Origin of the sequence: Micromonospora sp. WMMD1128, from assembly GCF_027497235.1 — a bacterium.
GTDB lineage: Bacteria > Actinomycetota > Actinomycetes > Mycobacteriales > Micromonosporaceae > Micromonospora.
Window position 1 is genome coordinate 4,481,794 of sequence record NZ_CP114902.1, and the last position, 25,389, is coordinate 4,507,182.

The 25,389-nt window shown below is 69.1% G+C and carries 29 protein-coding genes and 1 tRNA gene; 15 read left to right on the plus strand and 15 right to left on the minus strand.

Annotated elements, in window-relative coordinates:
* Positions 1 to 25 precede the first annotated feature (25 nt).
* Together O7602_RS19800 and O7602_RS19805 are read right to left on the minus strand one after the other, a co-directional pair.
* The gene (locus O7602_RS19800) at positions 26 to 190 is read right to left on the minus strand and encodes a hypothetical protein (protein WP_281584132.1); all 165 of its coding nucleotides are present in this window, start codon (positions 188 to 190) and stop codon (positions 26 to 28) included.
* A 194-nt stretch (positions 191 to 384) separates the two neighbouring features.
* Positions 385 to 1,164 (minus strand): Ig domain-containing protein, encoded by a 780-nt coding sequence (locus tag O7602_RS19805; protein WP_281584133.1) that lies wholly within the window; start codon positions 1,162 to 1,164, stop codon positions 385 to 387.
* A gap of 346 nt (positions 1,165 to 1,510) precedes the next feature.
* On the opposite strand from O7602_RS19805, the gene O7602_RS19810 reads away from it, so the two are divergent.
* The 4 genes from O7602_RS19810 to O7602_RS19825 all read left to right on the plus strand — a co-directional run bounded on the left by O7602_RS19810 (position 1,511) and on the right by O7602_RS19825 (position 4,799).
* The gene (locus O7602_RS19810) at positions 1,511 to 2,566 is read left to right on the plus strand and encodes an SMP-30/gluconolactonase/LRE family protein (RefSeq protein ID WP_281584134.1); all 1,056 of its coding nucleotides are present in this window, start codon (positions 1,511 to 1,513) and stop codon (positions 2,564 to 2,566) included.
* Positions 2,567 to 2,594: 28 nt separating this feature from the next.
* Entirely contained in the window at positions 2,595 to 4,334 is a 1,740-nt protein-coding gene (locus O7602_RS19815; RefSeq protein ID WP_281584135.1) for a PQQ-dependent sugar dehydrogenase, read from the plus strand.
* Between the two features lie 175 nt (positions 4,335 to 4,509).
* Positions 4,510 to 4,671 carry a hypothetical protein gene (locus O7602_RS19820; RefSeq protein ID WP_281584136.1) on the plus strand — a complete coding sequence of 54 codons (162 nt, stop codon included), beginning with the start codon at positions 4,510 to 4,512 and terminating at the stop codon, positions 4,669 to 4,671.
* On the plus strand, positions 4,668 to 4,799 hold the full coding sequence (locus O7602_RS19825) for a hypothetical protein (protein WP_281584137.1): 132 nt from the start codon (positions 4,668 to 4,670) through the stop codon (positions 4,797 to 4,799). Before O7602_RS19820 ends, O7602_RS19825 begins: the two co-directional genes overlap by 4 nt.
* 9 nt (positions 4,800 to 4,808) lie before the next feature.
* On the opposite strand, the gene O7602_RS19830 is transcribed toward O7602_RS19825, so the two are convergent.
* The 3 genes from O7602_RS19830 to O7602_RS19840 form a co-directional block, all read right to left on the minus strand.
* Positions 4,809 to 5,444: a DJ-1/PfpI family protein gene (locus O7602_RS19830; protein WP_281584138.1), complete on the minus strand. Its 636-nt coding sequence runs from the start codon at positions 5,442 to 5,444 to the stop codon at positions 4,809 to 4,811.
* Between the two features lie 13 nt (positions 5,445 to 5,457).
* Positions 5,458 to 6,372 carry a GlxA family transcriptional regulator gene (locus O7602_RS19835; protein ID WP_281584139.1) on the minus strand — a complete coding sequence of 305 codons (915 nt, stop codon included), beginning with the start codon at positions 6,370 to 6,372 and terminating at the stop codon, positions 5,458 to 5,460.
* A 196-nt stretch (positions 6,373 to 6,568) separates the two neighbouring features.
* On the minus strand, positions 6,569 to 8,008 hold the full coding sequence (locus O7602_RS19840) for a helix-turn-helix domain-containing protein (protein ID WP_281584140.1): 1,440 nt from the start codon (positions 8,006 to 8,008) through the stop codon (positions 6,569 to 6,571).
* 128 nt (positions 8,009 to 8,136) lie between these two features.
* Here O7602_RS19840 and O7602_RS19845 point away from each other — a divergent pair, with 128 nt between their 5' ends.
* A complete protein-coding gene (locus O7602_RS19845) occupies positions 8,137 to 8,691 on the plus strand; it encodes a hypothetical protein (RefSeq protein WP_281584141.1) in 555 nt (184 codons plus the stop codon).
* Between the two features lie 131 nt (positions 8,692 to 8,822).
* Here the strand turns inward: O7602_RS19845 and O7602_RS19850 are convergent, their stop codons facing one another.
* Positions 8,823 to 9,710 carry an NAD(P)H-binding protein gene (locus tag O7602_RS19850; RefSeq protein WP_281584142.1) on the minus strand — a complete coding sequence of 296 codons (888 nt, stop codon included), beginning with the start codon at positions 9,708 to 9,710 and terminating at the stop codon, positions 8,823 to 8,825.
* Between the two features lie 69 nt (positions 9,711 to 9,779).
* Between O7602_RS19850 and O7602_RS19855 the strand changes: the two genes are divergently transcribed.
* Positions 9,780 to 10,397, plus strand: coding sequence for a TetR/AcrR family transcriptional regulator (locus O7602_RS19855; protein ID WP_281584143.1), 618 nt, complete (start codon positions 9,780 to 9,782; stop codon positions 10,395 to 10,397).
* Positions 10,398 to 10,468: 71 nt separating this feature from the next.
* Here the strand turns inward: O7602_RS19855 and O7602_RS19860 are convergent, their stop codons facing one another.
* A complete protein-coding gene (locus O7602_RS19860; RefSeq protein WP_281584144.1) occupies positions 10,469 to 11,305 on the minus strand; it encodes a helix-turn-helix transcriptional regulator in 837 nt (278 codons plus the stop codon).
* A gap of 82 nt (positions 11,306 to 11,387) precedes the next feature.
* Between O7602_RS19860 and O7602_RS19865 the strand changes: the two genes are divergently transcribed.
* Positions 11,388 to 12,221 carry an oxidoreductase gene (locus O7602_RS19865; RefSeq protein ID WP_281584145.1) on the plus strand — a complete coding sequence of 278 codons (834 nt, stop codon included), beginning with the start codon at positions 11,388 to 11,390 and terminating at the stop codon, positions 12,219 to 12,221.
* An 85-nt stretch (positions 12,222 to 12,306) separates the two neighbouring features.
* Positions 12,307 to 13,215, plus strand: coding sequence for a pyridoxamine 5'-phosphate oxidase family protein (locus tag O7602_RS19870; protein WP_281584146.1), 909 nt, complete (start codon positions 12,307 to 12,309; stop codon positions 13,213 to 13,215).
* A 79-nt stretch (positions 13,216 to 13,294) separates the two neighbouring features.
* Here O7602_RS19870 and O7602_RS19875 read toward each other — a convergent pair whose 3' ends face one another.
* Positions 13,295 to 14,497, minus strand: coding sequence for a helix-turn-helix domain-containing protein (locus tag O7602_RS19875; protein WP_281584147.1), 1,203 nt, complete (start codon positions 14,495 to 14,497; stop codon positions 13,295 to 13,297).
* 333 nt (positions 14,498 to 14,830) lie between these two features.
* Here O7602_RS19875 and O7602_RS19880 point away from each other — a divergent pair, with 333 nt between their 5' ends.
* Positions 14,831 to 16,243, plus strand: coding sequence for a helix-turn-helix domain-containing protein (locus O7602_RS19880; RefSeq protein WP_281584148.1), 1,413 nt, complete (start codon positions 14,831 to 14,833; stop codon positions 16,241 to 16,243).
* A gap of 3 nt (positions 16,244 to 16,246) precedes the next feature.
* Here O7602_RS19880 and O7602_RS19885 read toward each other — a convergent pair whose 3' ends face one another.
* Positions 16,247 to 16,813, minus strand: a complete 567-nt coding sequence (locus O7602_RS19885) for an NUDIX hydrolase (RefSeq protein WP_281584149.1) — start codon at positions 16,811 to 16,813, stop codon at positions 16,247 to 16,249.
* 428 nt (positions 16,814 to 17,241) lie between these two features.
* Here O7602_RS19885 and O7602_RS19890 point away from each other — a divergent pair, with 428 nt between their 5' ends.
* Positions 17,242 to 18,387: a hypothetical protein gene (locus O7602_RS19890; RefSeq protein ID WP_281584150.1), complete on the plus strand. Its 1,146-nt coding sequence runs from the start codon at positions 17,242 to 17,244 to the stop codon at positions 18,385 to 18,387.
* 200 nt (positions 18,388 to 18,587) lie between these two features.
* On the opposite strand, the gene O7602_RS19895 is transcribed toward O7602_RS19890, so the two are convergent.
* Positions 18,588 to 19,253, minus strand: coding sequence for a hypothetical protein (locus O7602_RS19895; protein WP_281584151.1), 666 nt, complete (start codon positions 19,251 to 19,253; stop codon positions 18,588 to 18,590).
* 710 nt (positions 19,254 to 19,963) lie between these two features.
* Between O7602_RS19895 and O7602_RS19900 the strand changes: the two genes are divergently transcribed.
* Positions 19,964 to 20,263: a hypothetical protein gene (locus tag O7602_RS19900; RefSeq protein WP_281584152.1), complete on the plus strand. Its 300-nt coding sequence runs from the start codon at positions 19,964 to 19,966 to the stop codon at positions 20,261 to 20,263.
* Between the two features lie 19 nt (positions 20,264 to 20,282).
* On the opposite strand, the gene O7602_RS19905 is transcribed toward O7602_RS19900, so the two are convergent.
* From O7602_RS19905 to O7602_RS19915, 3 genes are all read right to left on the minus strand, one after another.
* On the minus strand, positions 20,283 to 20,618 hold the full coding sequence (locus O7602_RS19905) for a hypothetical protein (protein WP_281584153.1): 336 nt from the start codon (positions 20,616 to 20,618) through the stop codon (positions 20,283 to 20,285).
* 112 nt (positions 20,619 to 20,730) lie between these two features.
* Positions 20,731 to 20,802, minus strand: a tRNA-Val gene (locus tag O7602_RS19910).
* Positions 20,803 to 20,852: 50 nt separating this feature from the next.
* Positions 20,853 to 21,266: a TIGR02611 family protein gene (locus O7602_RS19915; RefSeq protein ID WP_281584154.1), complete on the minus strand. Its 414-nt coding sequence runs from the start codon at positions 21,264 to 21,266 to the stop codon at positions 20,853 to 20,855.
* A gap of 367 nt (positions 21,267 to 21,633) precedes the next feature.
* Here O7602_RS19915 and O7602_RS19920 point away from each other — a divergent pair, with 367 nt between their 5' ends.
* Positions 21,634 to 22,065: an SsgA family sporulation/cell division regulator gene (locus O7602_RS19920; RefSeq protein WP_007457244.1), complete on the plus strand. Its 432-nt coding sequence runs from the start codon at positions 21,634 to 21,636 to the stop codon at positions 22,063 to 22,065.
* An 86-nt stretch (positions 22,066 to 22,151) separates the two neighbouring features.
* On the opposite strand, the gene O7602_RS19925 is transcribed toward O7602_RS19920, so the two are convergent.
* Positions 22,152 to 22,928, minus strand: a complete 777-nt coding sequence (locus O7602_RS19925; protein WP_281584155.1) for a glucose 1-dehydrogenase — start codon at positions 22,926 to 22,928, stop codon at positions 22,152 to 22,154.
* A 144-nt stretch (positions 22,929 to 23,072) separates the two neighbouring features.
* On the opposite strand from O7602_RS19925, the gene O7602_RS19930 reads away from it, so the two are divergent.
* Positions 23,073 to 23,987, plus strand: a complete 915-nt coding sequence (locus O7602_RS19930) for an AraC family transcriptional regulator (protein ID WP_281584156.1) — start codon at positions 23,073 to 23,075, stop codon at positions 23,985 to 23,987.
* Positions 23,988 to 23,994: 7 nt separating this feature from the next.
* The gene (locus tag O7602_RS19935) at positions 23,995 to 24,450 is read left to right on the plus strand and encodes an Rrf2 family transcriptional regulator (protein WP_281584157.1); all 456 of its coding nucleotides are present in this window, start codon (positions 23,995 to 23,997) and stop codon (positions 24,448 to 24,450) included.
* A gap of 9 nt (positions 24,451 to 24,459) precedes the next feature.
* Here O7602_RS19935 and O7602_RS19940 read toward each other — a convergent pair whose 3' ends face one another.
* The gene (locus O7602_RS19940) at positions 24,460 to 24,993 is read right to left on the minus strand and encodes a flavin reductase family protein (protein WP_281584158.1); all 534 of its coding nucleotides are present in this window, start codon (positions 24,991 to 24,993) and stop codon (positions 24,460 to 24,462) included.
* A 218-nt stretch (positions 24,994 to 25,211) separates the two neighbouring features.
* Between O7602_RS19940 and O7602_RS19945 the strand changes: the two genes are divergently transcribed.
* Positions 25,212 to 25,385, plus strand: a complete 174-nt coding sequence (locus O7602_RS19945) for a DUF4236 domain-containing protein (RefSeq protein WP_269701047.1) — start codon at positions 25,212 to 25,214, stop codon at positions 25,383 to 25,385.
* Positions 25,386 to 25,389: the final 4 nt, after the last annotated feature.

A 25,389-nucleotide genomic window follows, 5' to 3' on the forward strand; every position in this document is an offset into this window, starting at 1 on the left:
GAGCGGACTTCCCGCCCCACGTGGGTCAGTCGGGGCGACGCTCCCCGCCCGCGTCGCTCAGGCCGTCAACAAGCCTCGCCGCCTCGTCCACCGAGATGGCCATCGTGGTGCTGAGCAGCTCGACCGCCTGCTCGCGCTGCCCGGCGTCCACAAGTGCCGCGATCCGGAGCCAGGCGAACGCGTCGACCATCGCGTCGTGCCTCTCGCCGGGCGCCAGCGGCCACCCGTCCGGCGGAACGGTGGCGTCCGGAGCCGACCGGTCGTCCCACAGGCGGGTGTCCGCCTGCGAGGAAGCAGCGGCGGCGGCGCGGCGCGGCAGGTGCTGGTCGAGGGCGCGGGCGGCCGAGGCACCGCAGCCAGAGCTTCCCCAGTGAAGGCAGTTGGTCAGCAGCGCGTGCAGGGGGACTCTTTTCGGACGCTCCAGGTGAAGGTGGTACTGCCCTGTCCGCCTCCATCGGCCGTGACCGTGACGTTATAGGTGCCGATGGTGCTGAGTGTGCCGCTGATCCGACCGGTCGAGGAGTCGATGGTCAACCCAGGCGGCAAGCCGGTCGCCGACCAGGTGTACGACCCGCTCCCGCCGGTGGCCTGCATCTGCAGCGCCACGCGGTCCGGCTTGAGCGAGCTCTGGGTGCCTGGATTGATGACCGTCACCGCCCCGCTCGGCGGGGTGGTGGGAAGATCCGGTGGCGGACACGTCAGCGATGCCAGCTGAGACTCTGCCGTTCTGGTGATGAACTCCGGAGTCCCCGAGAGGAATTGGATGGTGGCGGTCGCTCGACCCGAGTAGTAGCCCGAATCGCAGAGCGCACCCGGGCTGTTGACGCCAAGACCGAACAGGGTCACGTTGGTGTTCTGCCACACCTCCGTCCGGCCGTTCACTGTTTGGCCAGGGCCGGGGACCAGCCCGTGGTAGAGCAACTCCACGGTGAGGTCGACGCGACGCACCGTACCGTCACACTGGACAGATGCGGTGAAATTGATGATCTTGGGATCCTCGGTCTTTCCCGGCGGGCTGTCCGGCGAGATCCACCCACAGTAGTGACCGTCGGAAACCGCGGCGGACGCCGGTGCGGCGATACCCAGGGATGCGATGACCATGGCAGCCGCTGACATGGTCATCAGTAGGCGGGATCTGTTGCTACGCAAGAGTTCCGCATGCATCGATATATGGTCGCACGGCGGCGCCGGAGTCAGCAATGACGGCTTTCCACAGGGTCCATAACGGCCCCAGCCCGCCGCCAGAGCGAGGCTGCGCCGCAGCGCGGCGTCGAGACGTCGGATCCGGGCCGCTCAGCAAGCAGGCAATCCACCCACCGTCCGTGTCGACGCCGATGTGGAGTTGGGCAGGTGCCGAAGGTGATCGTGGGGATCTGATGCGGGGTGCCGCTTCCTCGCCTAAGCTGCGTCACGTAGACATCGATGTCTATCAATAGTAGGCGTCGGTGGTCGGATCCAGTTCACCGGCAACCACGGGCCTCGCATTCACCGACCCCGATTGGAGTACCCGATGACCTGGCGTCCAACCATCGCCGCACTCGCCGGCCTGGGCCTCGCACTCACCACCGCCGCAGGCCCCGCCGGTGCCGCGCCCCTTCGGCACGCCGCTGATGTGAACGCTCACACCCGACCACTCGCCGGCCCACCCGGCGCGCCCCCCGGGGTCTGCCCGGGCGGCACCGGGTACGGCCCGCCCCTGCCGGCCAGCTCCGTGTCCGCCACGAAGATCCGGAGCGGGTTCTCGTTCCTCGAAGGACCGGTCTGGATCGCCGACGGCGGCTACCTGCTGATGTCCGACATGGGCGCGGGCGCCGGGCCGGACAACGTGCAGCCCGCCACGATCCGCCGGTTCACCCCGCCGGGGACCTTCGACACCTTCATCGCCGACGCCGGCAGCAACGGCCTGGCGCTCAGCCCCGACGCCCAGCAGATCATCGCCGCCACCCACGACCAGCGGAACGTCTCCGCATACCGGCTGAGCGACCGGGCCCGCAGCACCGTCGCCGCCGACTACCAGGGCCGGGCGTTCAACTCGCCCAACGACGTCACGGTCCGTTCCGACGGCGTCGTCTACTTCACCGACCCCAACTTCCAGCGCGGCAACCGACCCGACCAGATGAGCGGACGTACCAGCGTCTTCCGCGTCTCCGGCGGCCAGGTGTTGCTCGTGGACGACCGGCTGCGGCAACCCAACGGCATCGCGCTCTCCCCGGACGGCAGCACACTCTACGTGGGCGCCTACTCCGAGAACAAGATCTACAAGTACGTCGTCCAGCCCGACGGCAGCACCGGCGCCCGCAGCGTCTTCGTGAACTACCTCGGCGGGCCCGACGGGGTCACCATCGACTGCGCCGGCAACGTCTACTGGGCCTCCGGCTCGGACGGGCTGATCCACGTCTACTCGCCCGCCGGCGCGCAGCTCGGCACGATCCGCTCCGGCGGCGCCGGCACCACGAACGTGGCGTTCGGCGGGCCCGACCGGCAGACCCTCTACATCACCTCCGGCCGGACGAACGACTCCGGCCTGTACAGCGTGCGACTCAACGTCCCCGGCTACCCGTACTGACCACGCACCCCCGGAAGGAAAAGCACCCGTGCGCACCACTTTTCACCAGCGCCGACACCGCGTACCACTCGCCCTGCTGATCTGCGCCGGCACCGTCCTGACCGGCGTACCCGCCAACGCCGCGCCGGCCGCGGCGGCGACCGGGAGCCGGCCGGCGGCCCGGCCGGCCGCCGACACCAGCCCACCCACCCGGCCGACCGGCCTGCGCAGCAGCCGGCTGACCTGCCAGTCCGTCACGCTCTCCTGGTACGCCTCCCGGGACAACGTCGGCGTCGCCTTCTACGACATCTACCACGACGGCCAACTCGTCACCTCGGTCTCCGGACGGACGCTGACCGCCACGCTCAGCGTCGTGCAAGGTGTCACCTGGGGCTGGTACGTCAACGCCCGCGACGCCGCCGGCAACGTCTCGCAGGCCAGCTCCACGCTCTCGGTCACCCCGCCGTTCTGCCAGCGGGACACGTCTCCGCCCAGCACGCCGACCAACCCGGCCGCGACGGTCAACGGTACGGACGTGACGCTCACCTGGTCGGCCTCCACCGACAACGTCGCGGTCACCGGCTACACCATCCTTCGCGACGGTACGGCGGTCGGCTCCACCACCGGCACCGCCGGCAACCCGCCGGCGACCACGTTCACCGACACCGGGCTGACGCCGAACACCGACTACCGGTACACGGTGACCGCCCGGGACGCCCAGGGCAATGTCTCGGCGGCGAGCGCCGCGGTCACCGCGCACACCGGCTCGGGCTGCACGAGCCCGGTCTGCGGCGCCACGGCGGTCACCACCGAGAGGGATCTGCCCTGGGGCCTGGTGCAACTACCAGACGGCACGGTCCTCTACGGCCGGCGCGACCTGTTCGACATCGTCGCCATGAACCCGGACGGCACCGACAAGCACAGCATCGGCACCGTGCCGAACGTGGCCGGCACCAACGGCGAGGGCGGCGTGCTCGGGCTGGCCGTCTCGGCCACCTTCACCACCGACCACTGGCTGTACATCTACCACACCACCACGACCGACAACCGGATCGTACGCATCCGCTACGACGGCACGCTGCAAACCGACACCAGGCAGGTGCTCGTCACCGGAATCCCGCGCAACAAGTACCACAACGGCGGCCGGCTGCGCTTCGGCCCCGACGGCAAGCTGTACGCCGCCGCCGGAGACGGACAGGACCCGGACGTGGCCCAGGACACCAAGAACCTGGGCGGCAAGGTGCTGCGGCTCAACCCCGACGGCACCGTGCCGGCGGACAACCCCTTCGGCAACTACGTGTGGAGCTACGGCCACCGCAACCCGCAGGGACTCGCCTTCGACTCCCAGGGCCGACTCTTCGAGCAGGAGTTCGGCAACAACGTCATGGACGAGACCAACATCATCGTCCGGGGCGGCAACTACGGCTGGCCCGTCTGCGAGGGCACCTCCGGCGACTGCGCCAACCCGAACTTCCGGGCCCCGATCCGGACGTACCCGGTGGCCGACGCCTCGTGCAGCGGCATCGCGATCGTCCGGGACGTGCTCTACATCGCCTGCCTGCGCGGCAACCGGATGTACCGGGCGGAGATCAGCGGCAACACGCTCACCAACGTCCAGCAGTACTTCGTCGGGACGTACTTCCGGCTGCGCACCGTCGAACCGACCCTCGACGGCAACCTGTGGCTGACCACGAGCACCGGCGGGGACAAGGACAGCATCCCGAACAACAGCAACGAGAAGATTCTCAAGGTGACGCTCGGTGGGGCGGCGTCCAGCCCCACGAGCTGAGGGCGAGCCGGGAATCCGACACCGCCGGCCCCGGAGGGGTTCCGCGTCACGCGGGCACCCTCCGGGGGGCGGTGGGCAATCCATCCACCGTCCGTTCCGACGCCGCCGCCGTCCCGGGCCGGCCGGGACCGGTGCCCCTGGTGGGCCGGGACGCCGCGGCGGTTGACTGCTCGGCATGACCGACACCTCGCCGGACCACATCCCGGCCCACGTCAAGAACTCCTACCCGACCTGCAACGAGTACACCCGCACGCCCCGCCTCACCCCGCCGCCGACCACCGCCGGCACCGACGAGGCCGTGCCGGCGGTGCCGGTGCGCCTGATGATCGTCCGGTGACCGTGGCTGCGGTGCTCACCGGAGGTCAGGCCAGCGGGTACGCGAACCAGCCGTCGGCTGGTCGGGTTGACGGGATGCACGTTTCACTGCTGGAGCTTGTCCTCCGGCGCTACAACCGGGCGGTGTGAGCCCTCGGCTCAGTTCACGATGCTCTCGCGGCGGGCGAGGACCGCCTGCACGACGGCGTGGGGCGCAGTGGCCGGGTTACCGGCCTGATAGGGCGGTTGCGGTTCGTACTCGTGGGCGAGTTGGATGGCCTGGGCGGTGATGTCACCGCCCAGGCGACCGGCAAGGGTGAAGGCCATGTCGAGGCCGGCGGAGACGCCGGCGGCGGTGATGTACTTGCCGTCGGCGACGACGCGTTCGCTCACCGGGACGGCACCGAGCGGGGCGAGGTCGTCGCGACACAGCCAGTGGGTGGTAGCCCGGCGGCCGGTCAGCAGGCCGGCGGCGGCGAGCAGCAGCGAGCCCGTGCAGACCGAGGCGGTCCAGGTGCTGTTCCGGTCAGCGGCACGCAGCCAGCGCTGAACCGGGCCGTCGTGCATGTGTGCATTCTGTCCCGGGCCGCCGGGGACGACGATCACGTCCGGGCCAGGCACGTCGGCGAGCGCCGCGTCGGCGTACAGGCGCAGGCTGCCGACCTCGTTGCCGACCGGGCCAGGTTGTTCGGCGACGAACGTGACGTGCGCTCCGGGCAAGCGGCTGAGCACGTCGTAGGGGCCGACCGCGTCCAGCGCGGTGAAGCGGTCGAAGAGCAGGATGGCGATCTGCATGGCTGTATTCCCATCAGAACCGGCGCCGGTACTCGGCGGGTGGGACGCCCAGGACGCGGATGAAGGCGCGGCGCATCGCCTCGCTCGTGCCGTAGCCGCATCGGGCGGCGATCCGGTCGATACTGTCGTCATTCTCCTCCAGTAGGCGGCGGGCCGTTTCCAAGCGCACGCCGTCGACGTAACGGCCTGGAGTCTCGCCGACCTCTGCGGTGAACGCCCGGGCGAACTGCCGCGGTGACAGGCTGGCTCGCCCGGCCAGCGCCGGAACCCGGAGGTCGGCGTGCGGGTTGTCGGCGATCCACCGCTGCACCTCCCGCAACCCGGGACGGCTCGCAACCTGGGCGGAGAGCTGGGCGCTGAGCTGTGTCTGGTTGGCCGGGCGGCGCAGGAACATCACCAGGTGCCGAGCGATGGCCAGCGCGACATCACGGCCGAGGTCCTCCTCGACCAGCGCGAGCGCGAGATCGATGCCGGCGGTCACGCCGGCAGAGGTGGCGATCGGCCCATCGCGTACGAAGATCGGCTCTGGATCGACCTGAACGTCGGGATACCGTCGTGCCAGGGTGCCGCAGACTCGCCAGTGACTGGTGGCCCGGCGTCCGGCCAGCAGCCCGGCCTCGGCCAGTAGAAACGCGCCGCTGCACACCGAAACCACCCTTCGCGCCCGCGATGCGTGCGCCCGCAGCCATTCCACGATCAATGGATCGATGTCTCGGGTGCCCTCGCCGCCCGGCACGACCACGGTGTCCAGTGGCGGCACGGCTGACAGGTCCGCGTCGGGTGTCAAGGTGAGGCCGCTCGACGTGCGTACCACCTCGCCGTCGGTGCTGGCGGTCGTGACCCGGTACGCCGACCCAGCGCCCGCGAACACCTCCAGCGGGCCGGTCACGTCGAGACTCTGCACACCTGCGAACAGCAGGATCAGCACGTTACGACCGGACATGCACACAGCCTGATGCCTCGCCCCGGTGGCAGCAACGTCGTAGATCCCACCTTTCCTGCCGTGGCAAACGCCGACCTGCGCGCCCTGGGGTGGCGAGGTCGCGGCTGGCGGTAGCTCGAATGGCCCGGGGCCAGGTCCATGCGGCGCGCAGGACAAAGACCAAGGAGCGTGTGAATTCTGTTCACCAGTCGTCGACGGCGTGCAGGCGGACGACGCCGTCGCGAGCCCCAACGGCCAGCGTGGCGCCGTCGGGTGCGTATTCGAGTGAGGTGACCGGGCCGAACCGACCGTCGAAGGTGTGGACCAGAACGCCGTTGCTGGCGTCGAAGATCTGTATCCGGCCGTCACCGTCGTACGCGGCGATGCTGTTTCTGATCAGTGGGTTGAACGCGATGACCGTCGAGCGGGCATCGCTGCGAAGGAAGCGGACCGGACGGCCGTTGCTGGCGTCCCAGATGCCCGGCGGTGCGCCCGCCGCGGCGACGGCGAGAGTGTTTCGGGTCAGCGGGTCGAACCGGACCGAGGTTACCCGTGCCGGAATCTGTTCGCCGACGCTGACGCGTGCGCCGTTGCTGCTGTTCCAGACCTCTAGGGCACCGTCGCCACCGACGGCCAGGTGGCCCTCATTGTGGCAATCGAAAGCCAGGGCGGTGATGTCGGTCAGTCCGGTGTGGAGTTCCCGGACGAGTTGGCCGGTGTCCGTCTGCAGGATCCGGATCGTTCCGCTCTCGCCGACGGTGGCGACGATCCCTCGTCGGCGCGGATCGAACGCGAAGATCATCCTGTCCTCGGCTGCCTGTCCTGTGATGCTGAGTACGGGTTTGCCGGCGGTGGTGTCCCAGAGCCGGAGCAGGCCGTTTGTGCCGGCGGTCGCGAGGATGTTGCGGTTCAGCGGATCGAACTGCACGTCAGTGACCTGCTCATCACCGGTGATGAGGGTATGGCGCCGCACGACGGTGTGGGTGTCCCAGACCTCTACCACACCGCCGGCACCGGTGATGGCGATGTTCCCGGCGGCGAACTTGCCGAACGGGCTGAAGGCCACAAGCGTCACCGCAGCCGGCCTGGCGACACGGATCTGGTTGGTGGTGGTGGTGCGGAGACCCGTCAGTGTGCCCGGGCGCGGCGCGATCATGCCGAGCAGCACCAGGGCTACTGCTGTCACCGCCAGCAGTACCGGTCGTCGTGCCCGCCGTAGCAGCCTGGCAGTGGTAGGTGCCCGATGCCGGATGTCCGGCCGGTCCCCGAGGGGGAAGCTGTCATCGTCGGGGTCTTCACCGGGTTCTCGGGCCGTTGCCTGCCCCGCCGGGGCGGGGTGCCGATGCGGCGACGGCGGCGTGCCGCGGGCGTTGTCGGATGCGGCAGCACGCGCCTTCTCCCAGCGCTCGGTCCACTCGGCCGGATCGCCGCCGCACGCCCACACGTACGCCTCGACCGTCTCCCACCGCGGTACGTGGTCACCGCCCGCGGCCTCCGCCAGTGCGGTCCGGGAGCGGCCGGTCCGCCGAGCCATCTGCAGGTACTTCGGGGAGCCGGCAGCGATCCGCAGGGCACGCAGCTCTGCCGCAAACGCGGCGGCGGGTCCGGAGGACGGGTCAAGGGGACGTTCCGTACGCGGCATGCTACCCAGCGTGCAGATAGACCGTCGACTCGCGCAATAGACCGTCGTCACTGGCGACGTCCTCAGGGTGGCATACAAACAGGGCAGGTCGCGGCAATCCGATCGCGGCAACGTTCATAGGAGGCCGGATGTCACTGATGCCCTTGGCTCGCATCGCTACCGCGGTGGCGACGCTCGCCGCGCTGCTGGCCGGCGCCCAACCAGCAGTCGCACACGCCGCCGAGCAAGACGGCGACGTCCAGATGCCGGCGATGTTCGGCAATCAGCGCATCGATCTTGCCGGCGACTGGAGGGGTGCCCGAGTGTGCTCGGTGTGGCGGGCGCAGTCGCACGTCGAATGCTTCGCCGACCAGGCGCAGGCCGACCGACGAGCGGCCACCCTGCGAGGCACCCTTTCGGAGGCGCAGTTGCTGGCATCCTGCAGCACGCCGCTCAGGCTGTTCCAGGACGCCGACAGGAAAGGCCGAATGCTGCAGTATTTCGACCGTGGCTATTGGCAGAACATCCCGCTCGACTTCAACGACCAGATGTCGTCGTACCAAACCGGAAGCTGCACGTCGCACCTGGCTGAGCACTCCGGCGGCGGCGGCTACTGGTACCCGGGGTATACCGGGCCGAACTACATCGAGTACTGGGTGGGTGCTACCTGGGACAACCGGGTCTCGTCGATCAAGAACGACTGACGCGTGCGGTGACCAGGCGACGCGGATCAGATGAGCCACATCTGGTCCGCGTCGTCCGGCGAGCAAGCCGGTCACCGCATAGAGCGACAGTTCCGCGGGTTCTGCCACGGCATCAGTGTCATGCGGCTCTCTCAGGCGCCGTGTGACTCAGCCACTGCCGGCTTGACGTTTTCCAGGGCGAACTCATGGAAAGTGGTGGGCGTGGTGTTCTGGGCGGTTCTCGGGATGGCGTTGTTGATGCCACGTTCACCTGCCACATCCATGTCGATCATGGATTGGGCCATCGCCGCGGAGACGCCGCGGCCGAGGAGGAACTCCTTGACCGCGGCGCGGTCGAGGAGTTGGTACCGGATGGGCGTGCCGAGAACATCGGTGAGGATCGCGGCGATGTCGGCGTAGGACAGGTCCTCACCGCCGAGGGACTCGACCGAGTCCTGACCGGTCCAGTCACGGTTGAGCAGATGGCCGGCGGCGAGCGCCGCGATGTCCTTCGTCGCGATCCACGGCATGGTGAAGTCGGCCGGCAGCGTGCCGGTGACGGCCCCGCCTCCGATCGCGGCGGTCTGCCGGAGAATGTTGTCCATGAAGGTCGGCAGCGCCAGGGCGCGCACGTGCGCACCGGTGCTGCGCAAGAGGTCCTCCATGGCGTGCGAGGCCGACACGTGCCCGGCGTAGATCTGCGAGCCGCGCCCGAGTGCGGAGACGACCACGACGTGCGGCACGGCGTGGCGCACCACGGCGTCCGCGCCCGGGATCGAGGCGGAGACGTACGCCTCGTAGGGGCTGCTCGCGGTCGGGGCGGCCGGCATCAGCCAGAACAGGGCGTCGGCACCGGCGAGGGCGCGGTCCAGGGTGGCGAGGTCCTGGTGCGATCCGGTGACGACCTCTGCCCGCTCTCGCACGTCGGCGGGCAGTTTGCCCGGATCGCGGACGACGAGGCGGACCGGCTCGTCGTGGGTCAGCAGGGTCCGGACGAGCTTGCTGCCGATCTGCCCGGTAGGGGCGGTGACAACGATCATGGATGATGACCCCCATCAGCATCGGGACGAAGTAAACTCGACTGTACCGTATACATTGAGGTGGACGCCATGGCCCGACGCGGGGAAGCACTGCGCGAGCACATCCTCGACACGGCGAAGGTCGCGTTCCTGGAGACCGGCTTCGAGCGAACCTCCATGGACGCGATCGCACTGCGGGCGGGAACCTCGAAGCGCTCCCTGTACGCGCACTTCCCGACCAAGGACGCGCTGTTCCTGGCGGTCGTCGCGCGCACCCGCGCCCTGTTCGCCGAACGCATGGGCATCCCCGCCGACTACGCCGACGAACCGACGGAAGCAGCCGTCCGCTACTGCGGGCGCTTCGTGCAACTGCTGCGCTGGTCCTCGGTGGGAAAGATGGCGCGACTCGGCATCGCCGAGGCGGACCGGCTGCCGGACCTGGCAGCCGGACTCTTCGACGTCCTCTTCGGCGTCACGACCAGCAACCTCGCCGCCCACCTGGAGGGCGGATCGGGACTCGCGACCGACCAGGCCGAGGCCGTCGCGAACCAGCTGATCGGCCTCGCCGTCCATCCGGTGCTCCCCCGGCTGCTGTTCGGAGTCGACCCGCTCACCGAGGAGGTGCCGGACCGGGCCCGCCTGGCGAGCGATGTCGACCTCGACCGGATCCGGCGGCTCGTCCACCTCAGCGTTTCGGCGGCAACCTGACTCTCCGCCTTGGCACTTCCGGCCGGTGGCGGCCGGGACGGGTCCGCAGCAGCTCCCGGCCGGCCTCTGACTCAGAGGATGGCGGAGCGGCGGGTGGCGTCCAGCGAGCCGAGCAGGGTCAGCGCCTGCGCGCTGGAGCTGCCGGGGTCGGGCTGAAAAATGACCAGGAGCTGGCCGTCGGCTCCGCGCACGTCGAAAGACTGCGAGGTCAGGAACAGCGGTCCGACCTCGGGGTGGACGAGCTCCGTCGGATCCTCGCTCTTGCCGTAGATGACCTGCGAGGACCACAACGCGGCGAAGGTCTCGCTCCGCTCGCTCAGGGTGCTCACCAGCTCCCGCAGACGGGGGTGATCCGGGTCGAGGCCGTCGGCGTGGCGCAGGCCAGCCACGATCGACTCGGCGAAACGCTGCCAGTCGGCGAAGAAGTGCCGCGCCGCCGGGTCGAGGAAGGTCATCCGGGCCAGGTTGTCCACGGCCTGGAACGGCGAGAACAGTCCCTCGGCCAGTGGGTTGAGTGCCATCAGGTCCTTGGCCGGGTTGAGCACGAAGGCGGGGACGGTCGCGTATCCGTCGAGCAGGTGGCGCAGCGGCACGCTGATCGTCTTTCGCGGCGTCCGCCGGGTGCCGGGCACCGCCCTGGCCAGCCGATACAGGTGGTCGCGGGCCGGATCGTCCAGACGCAGGGCCGCGCTGATCGCCTCGAGAACCTGCGCGGACGGGCTGCGCTCGCGCCCCTGCTCCAGGCGGGCGTAGTAGTCGCTGTTCATGCCGGCCAGCACGGCGACCTCCTCGCGTCGCAGCCCCGCGACGCGTCGCACACCGTGCGAGGGCAGGCCGACATCGCCGGGAGCCAGGCGGGAACGGCGCGCACGGAGGAAATCCCCCAGGCTGTTTCTTACGGTCACCATCCCAGGCTAGGCCGCCGCGCTCCGGCCTGCCTGGGTACGGCTCGTCCTGGTTGCCGACCGCGAGACCGCCCAGGATGGCTACATGACCAGCAAGAACTTTCTGATCACGGGAGTCAGCACCGGACTCGGCCGTGCCTTCGCCGTCGCCGCGCTGGACGCGGGCCACACCGTCATCGGCACCGTCCGCACGGACGCCGACGCCGAGGCCTTCGCCGCCTTGCGACCCGAGCGGGCGCACGCTCGCATCCTCGACGTCACCGACCACGCGGCGGTATTCGCCACGGTGTCCGACGCCGCACAAGCCGTCGGTCCGATCGACGTGCTCATCGCCAACGCCGGCTACGGCCTTGAGGGCACCTTCGAGGAAACGCCGCTGGCCGCGCTGCGCGCCCAGTTCGACGTCAACGTCTTCGGAACGGCCGCCACCATTCAGGCAGTCCTGCCGTCCATGCGCGAACGCCGCCGTGGCCACATCCTCGCCGTCACCTCGATGGGCGGCCTGGCCGGTTTCCCCGGCGTCTCCGGCTACTGCGGCAGCAAGTTCGCGCTCGAAGGCATCCTGGAGTCGCTCGCGAAGGAGGTGGCCGGCTTCGGTATACATGTCACCGCCGTCGCCCCCGGATCGTTCCGAACCGACTGGGCCGGACGCTCGATGACCCGGACCCCGCGCACGATCCCCGACTACGACGACCTGTTCGACCCGATCCGCGCGGCCCGGCAGGACGCGAGCGGCCGGCAGCTCGGCGACCCGGCCCGCGCCGCCGCCGCTGTCCTGCACATCCTCGATCTTCCGCAGCCTCCGAACCACCTGGTCCTCGGCTCGGACGCCCTGCGGGTCATCCGGTCCGGCCGCGAAGCGGTCGACCACGACATCGCAGCGTGGGAGAAGCTCTCCCGCTCCACCGACATCCCCTGACCGGAGCGCTGCGACGGCCGAAGTCCCCGGAGCGTCCGCTAGCTTGCTCAGGCAAGATCACCGCGACACCCGCCAGGAGACCCACATGAACGACGCCGGCATCGCTCTCGACGCCTACCGCACCTGTGAGTTCGCGACTCTCGCCAAGGACGGGACGCCGATCGCGTGGCCCACCTCAGGTCTGTTCCGCACAGACGGAAAGATCCTGTTGACCACGGCGATCGCGTACCCGCACAAGGCGTTCAACGTTCGCCGTGACCCACGAGTCGCCCTGCTCTTCTCGGACCCGACCGGCAGTGAGCTCGACAGTCCGCGGCAGGTGCTGGTCACCGGCTCGGCGACCTGCGCCGACACGGTGCACACCGAACCCGTCGGAGACCTCGCTGACTTCTGGCGCATGATCTTCACGCGGCAGCCGAAGAGCGGCGCCTACCTCGACTGGCCGGCGAACCGCTTCACCGACTTCTACTTCATGCGGCTACGGATCGAGGTCACCCCGGACACCACCCTCGACCGGGCGCTGCCGACGTCCCGGACGGCGATAACCGACACGTCGCTGGTCGGGGCACCGGTTCTGGCGTCGTACCCGTCGGCGGTTCTCGCCGGCCGCGACAAGACCGGCGCACCGGTGCTCGTGCGAACAACGCTGGCGGACGGCCCCGGCGGATATCTCGTCTCCGTACCCGACGACCTACCGCTCGGGGAGGGCCCGGCGTCGTTGCTGGTTCACCGGCACGACGATCAGCTCTGGAACCTGCACAACGCGAGTGTCCGCGGCCGTCTCACCAGCCACGACGAGGCCGGCTGGGTGTTCGCCCCCGACCGGCTGACCGAGCCGGGATCCCGTTTCCGCGCCGGCCCGCTCGACGCGATCCGCACCGCCCGACGGCTCCGCGCTGCCACTCAGCGCTACCTGGACCGCCGATCGATGACCCGTCCCACGATCCCCTGGGACGCATATCGCGCTCTGCGAGCTGAGACGAGAACCCGCTGACGTACGGCCTTCCTGGTGACGGTGATGGTCATGTTGCCTTGTCGTCGTCCGGCACCCTGTACACCGCGTGTAGCGCTGCTCAGCCGACCCCGAGCGTGGTGGCGAGCTGAGTGATCGTGGTCGGGGCACGGGGGTCGCGGGCAATCTCGGCAACAATGTCGCGGGCGACCGGCCGGTGGGTGATTTCGGCCGGTGCGGTGCGCTCGGCTTCGGTCAGTGCGCGGGCCGCGTGGCCCGGATCCCCGGCGTGTAGGTGGGCGCGGGCGACGTCGAGCAGGTGCGCGGCGCGGTGTTCGGCGGGCAGCCACCGCCAGCCGGCCCGCGCGGTGGCCTTCTCGTGCCAGGCGAGCGCCTCGTCGGTGTCGCCGTTCTCCACGGCTACGGCAGCGCGGGCCAGGTCGACGGCGGTCGGTCCGAAGCCGGTGCGGTGATGGTCGTACCCGTCGCCGACCCGTTCCGCCATGCCGGCGGCCTCGTCGAGCAGTTCCCCGGCGGCGGACTCGTTGCCGTCCTGCGCCGCCGCCAGGCCAGCCTGAATGAGCAGGGTCCCGCACAGGGACAACTCCACCGGCGGGCCGTACTCGATCACCGGCGGGGCGATCCGGTACGCGGCAGTGAGCATCACCGACTTCGCCTCCCGCACCCGCCCGAGCGCCCGCAGCACCTGCCCGAGCTGCACGGCCACGGCAGCGACCAGGACCCGGTCGCCGGTGGCGGCGAGCATCGCCCGATCCACCGCCAGCCACGCCAGCTCGGCGTCGCCGAGCTTGACCAACAAAGCAGCGGTGACCCGGTACGCCTCGACCAGCGGCACCCGACCCGCCACCGGAGCCGCGGCATCGGTGCGCTGCGCATCGGTGAGCAGATCCGGCACCAGATCGACCATCTGCGGGTAGCGGGCGTGCTGGAACGTCGTCCACGCGTACCCCACATCCCGCACCATCCGATCCACCGGCACCACCGGACGGCGACCCGCCGACTTGCCCAACGGGATCTCGTAGCGCGACAACGCCACCCGGATCCGCTCGACGCCCTCAACCCGACCGGTCACCTGGACCGGCGCGGCGTCCTGGCCCACAAGCGCGGCCGTGTCGATACGGAGCACACGGGCGATCTCCTGAAGCGTCGACAACTTGTCCAACCGCCGCACGCCCCGCTCGACCTTGTCCACCCAGCTCTTCGACTTACCGAGCCGATCAGCGAACACCTGCTGCGACAGCTTCCGCCGGCCGCGCCAGTACGCCACCCGCCGACCCACCGGCAACAGCTCAACGCTGCCCACGACGCCACCGCCGATCCGGCACCGCCCGGGTCGTCTCCTCCACCGGGATGCGATCCGCCTCCGCCTGGGCCAGAAGCCGCCGCCTCGCCGCCTCCCGCTCAGCCGCCTGGATCTGCTCACCCCGGCTCACCGCCGGCTCGTCACCCTTACCCGGCATCCCTTACCTCCGACCGCCACTTCAGGTGATGGAGAAGCTACGGAAGGCTATGGGCAGGCTCCATGGCCAGCGGACATGTCACCGTGACATGGGACGGCTCGACGAGCGCGAATGGGTCGCCATAAGCTCATCCCTCGAACACCATGAGTAGTCGAAACGTGACGCTGGGAGCCGCCGTGCTGCTCGATCCGCTTCGAATACCAGAGGACGCATGGTCACGCGGCGAGGTGCTGACCGTCTTGGCCGCCCGCGACATCGGCGGGCTGTTCCGCTGGATCACCCGCCTCACGGGCGAGAGCCAGAGCCGCATCGGGGCCGCCGTCGGGTTGGAACAGGGCTACGTCAGCCGGATCATGGCCGGACGCAAGGTCACCTCGATCGACGTCCTGGAGCGGATCGCCGACGGGTGCCGAATGCCCGGCCAGGCGCGGATCACCATGGGCTTGGCACCCCGTGAGACCTCACCACCTGCCAGCCCCGACCGGCGCACTCCCACCGAGCCGCCATCGCACCGGACCTGGCAAGACGACGTACGCAGTGCCGCAGAGCTTTGGCGAGGTGACGTGAACCGTCGAGACGTACTCCGACAGGTGGCCTTCAGTTCCGCCGGCTACACCCTGCCGGCGCTGCGCTGGTTCACCGCCCCCGATCCAGCCCCGGTGACCCAGCCTGGTCGCAACGCCGTCGGTCAACCGCAGATTGACACCATCCGCGCGATGACCGCGACCTACCGCGGGCTGGACAACCAGTACGGCGGCGGGCACGCCCGCGACACCGTCGCCCGCTACCTCCACCAGGAGGTGACCCCACTGCTCACCGACGGCCGATACGATCACCCCACCGGCCAACGACTACTCAGCGCCGCTGCCGAACTGGCCCAGCTCGCCGGCTGGCAGGCGTACGACACAGCCGAACACGGCATCGCCCAGCGGTACCTCACCCTCGCCCTGGACTTCGCCCACGCCGCCGGTGACAACGGCCTCGGCGCGGAGATCCTCGCCGCGATGAGCCACCAGGCCACCTACCTCGGCCACACCGCCACCGGCCTCGACCTCGCCCGCGCCGCCGGCCAAGCCGCCCGCCGCGCCGGAGTCCCCGTCCTGGCCGCCGAAGCCCACGTCATGGAAGCCCACGCCCTGGCCAAAGCCCGTGACGAACGAGCCTGCGCCGTCGCCCTGCACCAGGCGGAACAAGCCCTCGACCGGGCCGACCGCAGTACCGAACCGCATTGGCTCAGCTACTTCGACGAGGCGTACCTGTCGGCCAAGTTCGGCCACTGCTTCCACGCCCTCGGCCGCAACACCCACGCCGAACGCTTCGCGGTCCGATCCCTACGCATGGACAACCGCTACGTACGCGGCAGAGCCTTCAACCTCGCCCTACTCGCCAGCATCCAAGCCCAACAAGGCGAAGTCGAGCGGGCCTGCATCACCGGTGCGGAGGCGCTGAGCCTGACCACCCAGCTTCGCTCCGCCAGAGCGGTCCGCTACCTGCGCGACCTGCAAACCCATCTCGCCCCACGCCGGCGGCTACCCACCGTCCGGCACTTCACCGGCCGCGTCGACGCCACCCTCGGCCCACGACGCTGACCGTCACAGCTCTCCCCTGGCCTTACGCGCAACCAGCTCAAGCACCGCGACCAAGGTGCCGGCACCGACGATCTCGCCCTGAGCCACGAGCCGGTACGCCTCTTCTAGCGGAATCCAGGCGACCTGCTCAGCCTCGTTCACGTCCACCGGCGTGCCGATGTGCTCGGCCTGCCGGGCCAGGAACAGCAGATTCTCGGCGTCGGCAGTACCGACCCACGGCTGGAAGGACAGCAACGGCTCGACAGCTTGAGGGCGCCAGCCGGTTTCCTCCTCGACCTCCCGCACCGCACACGCCGCCGGCTGCTCCTCGCCGTCGACATAGCCGCCGGGCAGCTCCCACACCCACCGGTCGAAGACGAACCGGTGCCGTCGCATCAACAGCAGTCGCTCCTGGCCGTCGAGCACGGCGACCATGGCCGACCGGGGAGCCCGGATCACGTACTGCTCAAAGCGGACCCCGTCAGGCAGCTCGACCTCGGCGATGCTCAGCCGGGCCCGCCTGGTGTCGTCCACGACCCGCTCGCCATGAATGGTCCACCGGGTCAACTCCGTCGACTGCTTCTCCACCACCCCGCCAGTATCCGCACGCGCCCCCTCACCATGCTCGACAGGTAGCACCTGCTTCCCGCACCACCCGGCCACCCGACCCCTCGCTTGTAAGTTCTGGGCGCGTCGTCCGGACGCGTCCGCGTACGTGCCTGACGTCGGCCGCTGATCCGCAGCCGCCCACCCCCGACTCCGCGTCCGGCCCTGTTGCTGTCACCGTTGCTGTCGACAGCAGCAGGGCCGCCGGCATCCAGGACGGACTCTCAGCTTCGGGAATTGGGTTGGTCTATACGTCGCGTAGCGACATTCTGATAACAGACGGCGCACAGCGTGTTCGGCTCGCCGGTTGAGCGTCGCTCGCTGGCCTAAAATGACCGCAGCATCGGGCACGCTACGGGCACGGGGCTCATAGGCAAGCGCTCGCGTCGGGAAGCAGCGTCTAGAGTGGGCCGATGACCGCACGTTCGCAGGAGATTCGGGGTCCACTCTCATGGCGTAACTGGGATGCGACTGCCGGAGACAGCCACACACTAGGCGAATTTGCGCTTTACGCGGATGCTCACATTACCGGTGAACAAGCCGCGATTGGGCCGATGTCCATCCTCAACACCATTCCGGGATTCCCGGAAGGCGATCTCAGGTTATCAATGATCGTCCGAATGTCGTTTGGTGCGGTATCCATTCCCGACATGGCACGTCGCTACACTGCGACTTACCACGGTGGCGGGATATTCGATGAGATCGCCAGCCTCATCAGCCTCGCACTCGGAATACGATGCAAGAGCGGCGGCATGACAAGAAGGTGGGATATCAAGCAGGATCCCCTAGGCCACCCGTACGAGTTCGACCACAAGCCGCCCTACTTGCCGTTAGTCGACCGGCGGCGGCCAATGCTGCCCGGAATCACGCAGACGGTATTACTCGACGACATAGGGCCTCTGTTTAACGCATACTCCAACGCCGCGCCCGACGTCGCTACCGCCATCGTCCGAGCAGCCCGGCTCTACCAGCAGGCCCTCTGGACGGCAGAATCAGACCCAAACCAAGCTTGGATCCTGTTTGTTAGCGCAGCAGAAGTGGCGGCGGAGCAACATACAGCCTTACGCACAGAGTCACCGCGTGAGAGAATTGAGGAACTCTGGCCAGAAATGGGTGCCGCACTCAACACCATATCCGAACAAACGGCATTTGAGATAGCGGAACTACTGGCGCACCTCGTTAAGTCCACAAGCAAGTTCGTCAACTTCTTCCTCCACTACCTACCCGATCCGCCTCTTCAGCGACCAAGCGAAGACCTCCAGCTTGACTGGTCGCGGATGAAGCGAAAGATATCCAAGGTCTACGAATATCGGTCTAAGGCGCTGCATTCCGGCACTCCGTTCCCGGCTCCGCTGCTTCAGCCGCCGATCAAAGTTGATGACGGGCCGCCGCCAGAGGTGCCCTTCGGCATATCAGCCAGCGACGGGACCTCTGTTTGGATGTCGGGCGACCTGCCGATGCATTTGCACATCTTCGAATACTTGACCCGAAAAGCATTGCAGTCGTGGTGGTTGCAGGTTTCCAAGCGCAATGAAACCGCGAGGCCGCAATCAACGTGAAGCAGCATTTGACATCCAACAACCTGATACCCCATGGATCTCAATTCCGTCGGCCGCCGTCTCGACGGCATGGGCCTCTCCGGCACGAAGGAACCACCAGCCGTCGATGAGCTTCGTCAGCAGTAGGGCTGAGCCGTCCGAACGTTCCACCGCAGTCCACGGACGTCCGGCGGTGCTCGCACTCGTCGTCAACCAGCTAGTCACTCAGTCGGGGAGTTCTCGGTTGAGCTAGGGTCGTTCACCTTCTGACCTGACCTAACCATGGGATCCGCTTCGTTGCGCTCGGTCGTTCCATAACGGATGAGAGGATAGAAGCGAGAGAAGTCACGCGTCAGATTGCGGCGCTTGTGGGCAGCCTCTTCAAGCACTGTCGGTAGCAGTACCCGGTACGCCTTCTGCTGCAATTCAGCAGAGCATAGGAGTAAGTCTCGGCTAGCCAACTTTATCTGGAATCGAATGCTCTGCTCGCCCATCTCTGCCACTTGACCTGCAACTAATAACCTCCCGAGTCGCAGGTGCAGGACCAGTAGCAGTCGACCAAGCCGAGCCAGCGTCTCGTGGAGCCCTTCGTCGAGGCACGTAAGGGCCGCCAGAACGATCTTCTGTCGCAGCTCGACCAAGCTCTCGTTGTACTCTCCGGTCAGACGAACCACGTCGTCGTGAATAACGTCTGGATTGGTGGCGAACTCAACTAAGCTGCTCGCGATCAAATCATGCGATGTTACGCCGCCGGCGATCTGCGCGACGATAGTGCGAGCCTCGCGTCGATATTCATCGAGCCTCGACAGCTTTAGCGCTCGGCGCTCCTTGCGTTCATTCCACCACAGAGTCATGCCTACGCCAGCCAACGCGATCAGGGCTGTCACAACCGACAGGTATGCGACAATTAGGTCACGGTTAGTCTCAACTCGGCCCACCACACCGATTTAACAAGGCCAGCGCCATCCCTGTCTGCCGCCGACCCGCCGTCTGGCGAGCGGGCCTCTGCCCGGCCCGCCACGTCAATCGGCCTTGACGGACGGACGGGCGCTGCCGGAACAACCTGAGTCGGTGTCGGCTCTCGTGTCACGGACCGCGCCCCCGGCGGACACCGTCACAGTGGCGCAGTTGACCCAGCCTCGCCCGGCACGGACCCGGCTCCCGTCGGAGCTGGCCACCGGCGGCCACCCTCCCCTCCCAGGTGAGGGGTTGATCTGACCCAGGGCTGCTGCGTAGCCGGCTCTTGGACGACCGGAATGCCGTCGCGCGGGCACCGCCCCCATGCTTGGCGCTTGCCGCGCGGACCCGGCACGCGTCCTCCTTGCGCCGCGCCGCTCTGGCGCGGCGGCGGCCGGCTGCCGGCGACAGACCTCCGCCACTCTCAAGTATCCCCGTCTGCGGCGGCCCCTCCGGGCTTTCCGCTCTCCGCGCCAGCCGACGGGCGTTCTGCGTGGCCGGCGTGGAGCGACAGCGGAGCGACGGACACGCGCCCAAGCGGCGGCGCGTGCGGCCCGCTCAGGGCCGCCTTGATAGACGTACAGAAAGTCCTCCCACACCGGCCCGGCAGCCGGCGAGCCGCCCCTGGGAAAATGACGGCATGGACCACTTCGAGGGTCGGTGCTGGCTGGCCTGGTGGGCGAACTCGTCCACCCTGCTCGACTGCGTCGAAGTGGCCGTTGTGGTTGCCGCCGTCACCGGCGGCTGGGACGCCGACGGTAGCCTGGTCAGCGAGAGCGACGAGGACCGTGAAGCGTTTGCATCCCTGTGCGAAATCGACCCCGTCTTCACGCTTCGATTCGAAGACGAGAGCGCTGTCGCCGTTACTGTGCATCCCACCGATGGACACCGCCGCTTCGGCCTCACCGAGTACACCGGTGAACCGCCCCGAATCTTGTAGAGACTTCGGAGGTGCCCGTTCAGCCCTGGTCCGCTCCGACATCTGGCAGGTCGAGATAGGCCAACAGCCGCATGACTCCGGCAAGGTGTTGCAGGTCGTGCCAGAGCACCGGCGGGCCGTCCGCCGGCTGGCGCAGCAGCGCGTGCAGTTCGGCAAGGTCGTCGCTGGTCTGCCCGACGTCGATCCCCGCTACCGGGTCGCTGCCGATCTCGAACGCGGTCCGCAGGTCGACGTTCCAGTAAAAATCGACGCCGACGCGGGACAGATCGATCTCTGTTCCGAACCGCTCCTCCACCACGTCCAGCAGCGTTTTGCACACCTGCCGAAGTTGCTGAACCTGCAGGATGTCGGCCACGTCCACCAGCCTCTGACTACACCCAGACAGAGCGATCACTGTTTGCTGTACTTGACTGCTACGCAAGCAGAAAGGCCACCTCCCGAAGCCGGGAAGTGGCCTTTGACCTGCGTGGGCGATACTGGGATCGAACCAGTGACCTCTTCGGTGTGAACGAAGCGCTCTCCCGCTGAGCTAATCGCCCTCAGCGCGCATGACTCTACCCGATGGGGAGCCGGACCCAAAAACCGGGCCTCAGTGCGTCGCGAGGTAGTGCAGCGCCCGCGCCACCACGTCGATGCCCAGGCTGTACTTGAGCGACAGCCACACCACCACGGACACGAAGACCAGCCCGACCAGGCCGAGCACGAAGCGCATGCCGAGCGATCGGCTGGTGACCCAGCGCGTCCAGGCGTTGACGTGCCGGCGGGTGAACGCGAGCAGCCGGCGGGCCCAGTGGAACTCGACCGCCCAGACGCCGAGGCCGGCGATGACGAGCAGCCAGCCGGGGCCGGGCAGCGGGATGAGGGCGATGCCGACGGTGACCACGACGGCGCCGAGGATGCCGATGAATATCTTGAGGGCGATGCGGCCGGTGGGGTTGGCGCGGATGAGGTCGAGCGTGGTGTGCAGGCGGGCGCGCCAGCCCCGTCGCCGTCGTCGCTCCATGAGAGCGGTTTGCGAACGCCCGTCGACCGGCACGTCGTACCCCCGATCGGCTGCGGTCCTCGTCGCCACCGAGGAGGTCCTCCTCGCGGCCATTTCCACCCCCAGTGTCGCCCGGGACCGTCACCCCTGCTGACGACTGGACGTTACCGGAGTAAGTCGACGACTGAACCACCCGTTGCCGGGCGGAACGACGGAGTGGGCGGAATCGGAAATTTTACTCGGGGCCGGGCTGGTCCCGGGGGCTTTCCGACCCCCTTCCCACCACTGGGTGAAGTCAGCGTATGGCGGAGCGTAGCCAGGAGCAGCACCTGAGTATGGGAAAAGCGGGACACGCGCGTTCCGCAGCGGTGCCGGGGGGAGAACGTCCATGAGTGTCATTCGACCGACGACCGTCGAGGTTGAGACGTCGCTAAGGCTCGTCGCGCCTGACGCCACCGCCTTGCCGGTGCGTGCCAGCCTGCGTTACGACCCTGCTGACCCGTATGCGGTCCATGTCCTGTTCCATGCCGAATCGGCCGGTGGCGAGGCGGTGAGCTGGTCGTTCGCCCGCGAGCTGCTCGTCACCGGGCTCGACGAGCCGGCCGGCATCGGTGACGTCAGGGTCTGGCCGTGGGCCACCCCGCGCGGCGACTTCGTCGCGCTCGCGCTGTCGTCCCCGGATGGCAACGCGCTGTTCGAGGTCCCGCGCAGCGTGCTGGTGCGTTTCCTGCGCCGGACCTACGTCGTCGTTCCGCGCGGCCGGGAGGCCGAGCACCTGGACGTCGACACCGCGGTGAACCGGCTGCTCGCCGGTCGCTGACCACGCCACACCCGGGGCCGCGCGGATCTGCCGAGTCCGCGCGGCCCCGGGCCGTCTTCCACCCCCACACCCCGGGGGTACGCGGGTCAGCCGCGCGTGGTGATCCCGCCGTCGACCGGGATGACCGCCCCGGTGAGGTACGCGCCGGCGCGCGACGCCAGGTAGATCGCGGTGCCCGCCATGTCCTCGGGGCGTCCGATCCGGCCCAGCGGCACCTGCTGCCGGATGGCCGCGCGTGACTCGGGGTCGTCGAGCGCGAACGCGGTCATCTTGCTCTCGAACGGGCCGGGCGCGATCGCGTTGACCGTGATCGCCTCACCGGCGAGTTGGTGGGCGAGGCCGCGGGTGAGCATGTGCACGGCCGCCTTGGTGGCGGAGTAGGCGTACACCTCCATCCACGGCACCCGGAGTCCGTCGATCGACCCGATGTTGATCACCCGGGCCGGGTCGTCGGGGTCGGCGGCGGCGCGCAGCGCCGGCAGCAGCGCGGTGGTGAGCCGGAAGACGGCCTTGACGTTCACCGCCCAGAGCTTGTCGAAGGCGCTCTCCGGGTAGTCCTCCAGCGGCGCGCCCCAGGTGGCGCCCGCGTTGTTGACGAGCACGTGCAGCCGGTCGTGGCGTTGCCGCACGGCCTCGGCCAGGCCCAGCGCGCCGGTGTCGCTGCTCAGATCCGCCGGGATCGCCTCGCAGTGCCCGTCGGCGGAGAGTTCCTCGGCCACCGACTCGCACACGTCGGCCTTGCGGGAGGAGATGACGACCCGGGCGCCGGCCCGCACGAATCCGCGCGCGATCATCAGCCCGATCCCCCGCGAGCCGCCGGTGACCAGGACCGTCTTGCCGTCGACCGAGAACAGATCCGTCATGCCCATCCCATCGCCGTCCTCCCGGGTCACGGCCGTCGGCCGACCCATTCCTTACCGATCGGTAACCTAACCGTCCGTCAGGCGCCCCGACAAGGGTGAACCGCCGAGATGCAAGGTGCGGCCAAGCCGGTTAACGTCGGGTCAATGGTCACTACCGGTCAGCCCTCCCCGGCCTTCCGCACCGGCCTGTCGGAGCCCCGCCTCAGCGCCGACGAGATTTTCACCGGCGCGCTCGACGATCTCACCCCGGCACCCGGCTGGCCCCGGCCGGTCCTGCTCGACCACGATCTGCTGATCCTGGTCACGCACGGCCACGGCACCGCCGAGCTGGACTTCCGGGCGGTGTCCTGCCGGCCGGGCACGTTGCTGCACGCCCGGCCCGGCCAGGTGCTGCGTTGCCTCGGTCCGCAGCTCGACGCCACGGTGGTGTGCTGGGGGCCGGACGCGCTGCGCGGCCTCGACGTCGACCCGGACGCGGTGCCCACCTACCGCCAGCTCGCCGGGGAGGACGAGGACGCGGTGATCAGCGAGGTGACCCAGTTGGCCGTGGACGCCGACCGGCACGCGCTGGTGCCCGCCGCCGCGGCGCTGCTGCGGCACCAGCTCGCCGTGCTGCTGCTGCGGCTGAGCCTGCTGCCGCATCCCGGGGACGGGCCGGCGCCGGGCGCCGAGGCGGAGACGTTCCGGCGGCTGTGCCGGGAGGTGGAGCGCGGCTACCGGCGTACCCGCCGGGTGGAGGACTACGCCGCCCAGCTCGGCTGCTCCGTGCGTACCCTGACCCGGGCCTGCCTGGCGGTGACCGGCCGCAGCGCCAAGCAGGTCATCGACGAGCGGGTGGCGTTGCAGGCCCGGCGGTTGCTGGCCGCCACCGACGAGCCGATCGCCGGGATCGGCCGGCGGCTCGGTTTTCCCGAGCCGACCAACTTCGGCCGCTTCTTCACCCGGGAGGTCGGGGTGAGCCCGGGCGCGTTCCGGGCCGCCCGGGAGCAGCCGCTTCCGGTCCGTTCGGTGCGCCCGCGCCCTCCCGCCGACTCCCCCGTGCGGGCCGGCCAGGCATGATGTCAGGGTGCAGATCTCCGCGCGCGGCGACTACGCGGTCCGGGCAGCCCTGAGCCTGGCCACCGCGTACCCCACTCTGTTGTCCACCCAGGCCATCGCGGCGGAGCAGGAGATGCCCCGCAAGTTCCTCGAGGCGGTCCTGGCGGACCTGCGTCGCTCGGGGATCGTGCGGGCCCAGCGCGGCGCCGAGGGTGGCTACACGCTGTCCCGGCCGCCGCGCGACGTCACCATCGGGCAGGTGTTGCGCGCCGTCGACGGCCCGCTGGCCGGGGTACGCGGCCTGCGCCCCGAGGAGACCCGGTACGACGGCGCGGCGGAGAACCTGCCCCGGCTCTGGGTGGCGGTGCGCGCCTCGGTGCGGCGGGTGGTCGACGAGGTGAGCCTGGACGAGCTGGTCAGTGGCCGGTTGCCGGCGCACGTGCGCAAGCTGACCACCCAGCCGGACGCGTGGGAGCCGCGTTGACCGGGACGGTCACCACGACTCGGGCGTGGTGACGGGTCGGCCGCGCGGGTCGTCGTCCGCACCGAGGCCGAGCGCCAGCGGTTCGCCGAGCACGACGGTGTGGTCGTCGGCGGTGAGCCGGCGGACCACCCGGCAGAGCAGCACGGCCAGCGCGTCGCCGATCAGCGGCACCCCGAACGGGCCGGCGGTCCAGCCGGGGTGGACGGTGAGCCGGTCGATGCCGCTGGTGGCGAAGATCTGCGCGATCTCCTGCTGGTCGGGGGCGAGCAGGTGCACCGCCACGTGTTCGGCGTGCGCGACGGTGGGCCAGCTCGCCGAGGCGTGACCGAGGCGGACCGAGACCAGCGGCGGGTCCAGCGACACCGAGGTGAACGAGGTGGCGGTGAAGCCGGCCGGCGGCAGCGTCGGCAGGTGCCGGCCGCCGTGCAGGCCGGGCGTGGTGACCACGGTGACCGTGGTCGCCTGGCGGCGCAGCAGGCCACGGAACGAGTCGACGTCGACCGGGCGCAGCTCGACGGTGGCGGGCCGCTCCACGGTGGTCACGACGCCACCGCCTTCTTCCATGCAGTGAGATGTTGATCGTTACTCTCGCGCTGATCTTCTTCTACCAGCATCCGCCACCCCCTATAACCTACCCGTTGGATAGAGATTGTGCCCGGTGCGACATCCACCGTCCAGAGCGGAGGCGACCGGGTTTCGCTTTTCGTCGATCCGGGCATGTTCGATCCCGCAGAGGCAGGGAGACGAAGGAGGCACCCCCGATGGGCGTCCAGTTCCGTAAGCGCAAGAAGTTCGGGCCGCTGATCCTCCACTTCACCCAGAACGGGTTTTCCTCGTGGAGCATCAAGATCGGCCGCTGGTCCTGGAACTCGAACACCCGCGCCCACCGCGTGGACCTTCCGGGGCCGCTCTCCTGGAAGCAGGACAAGGCCTGATCCC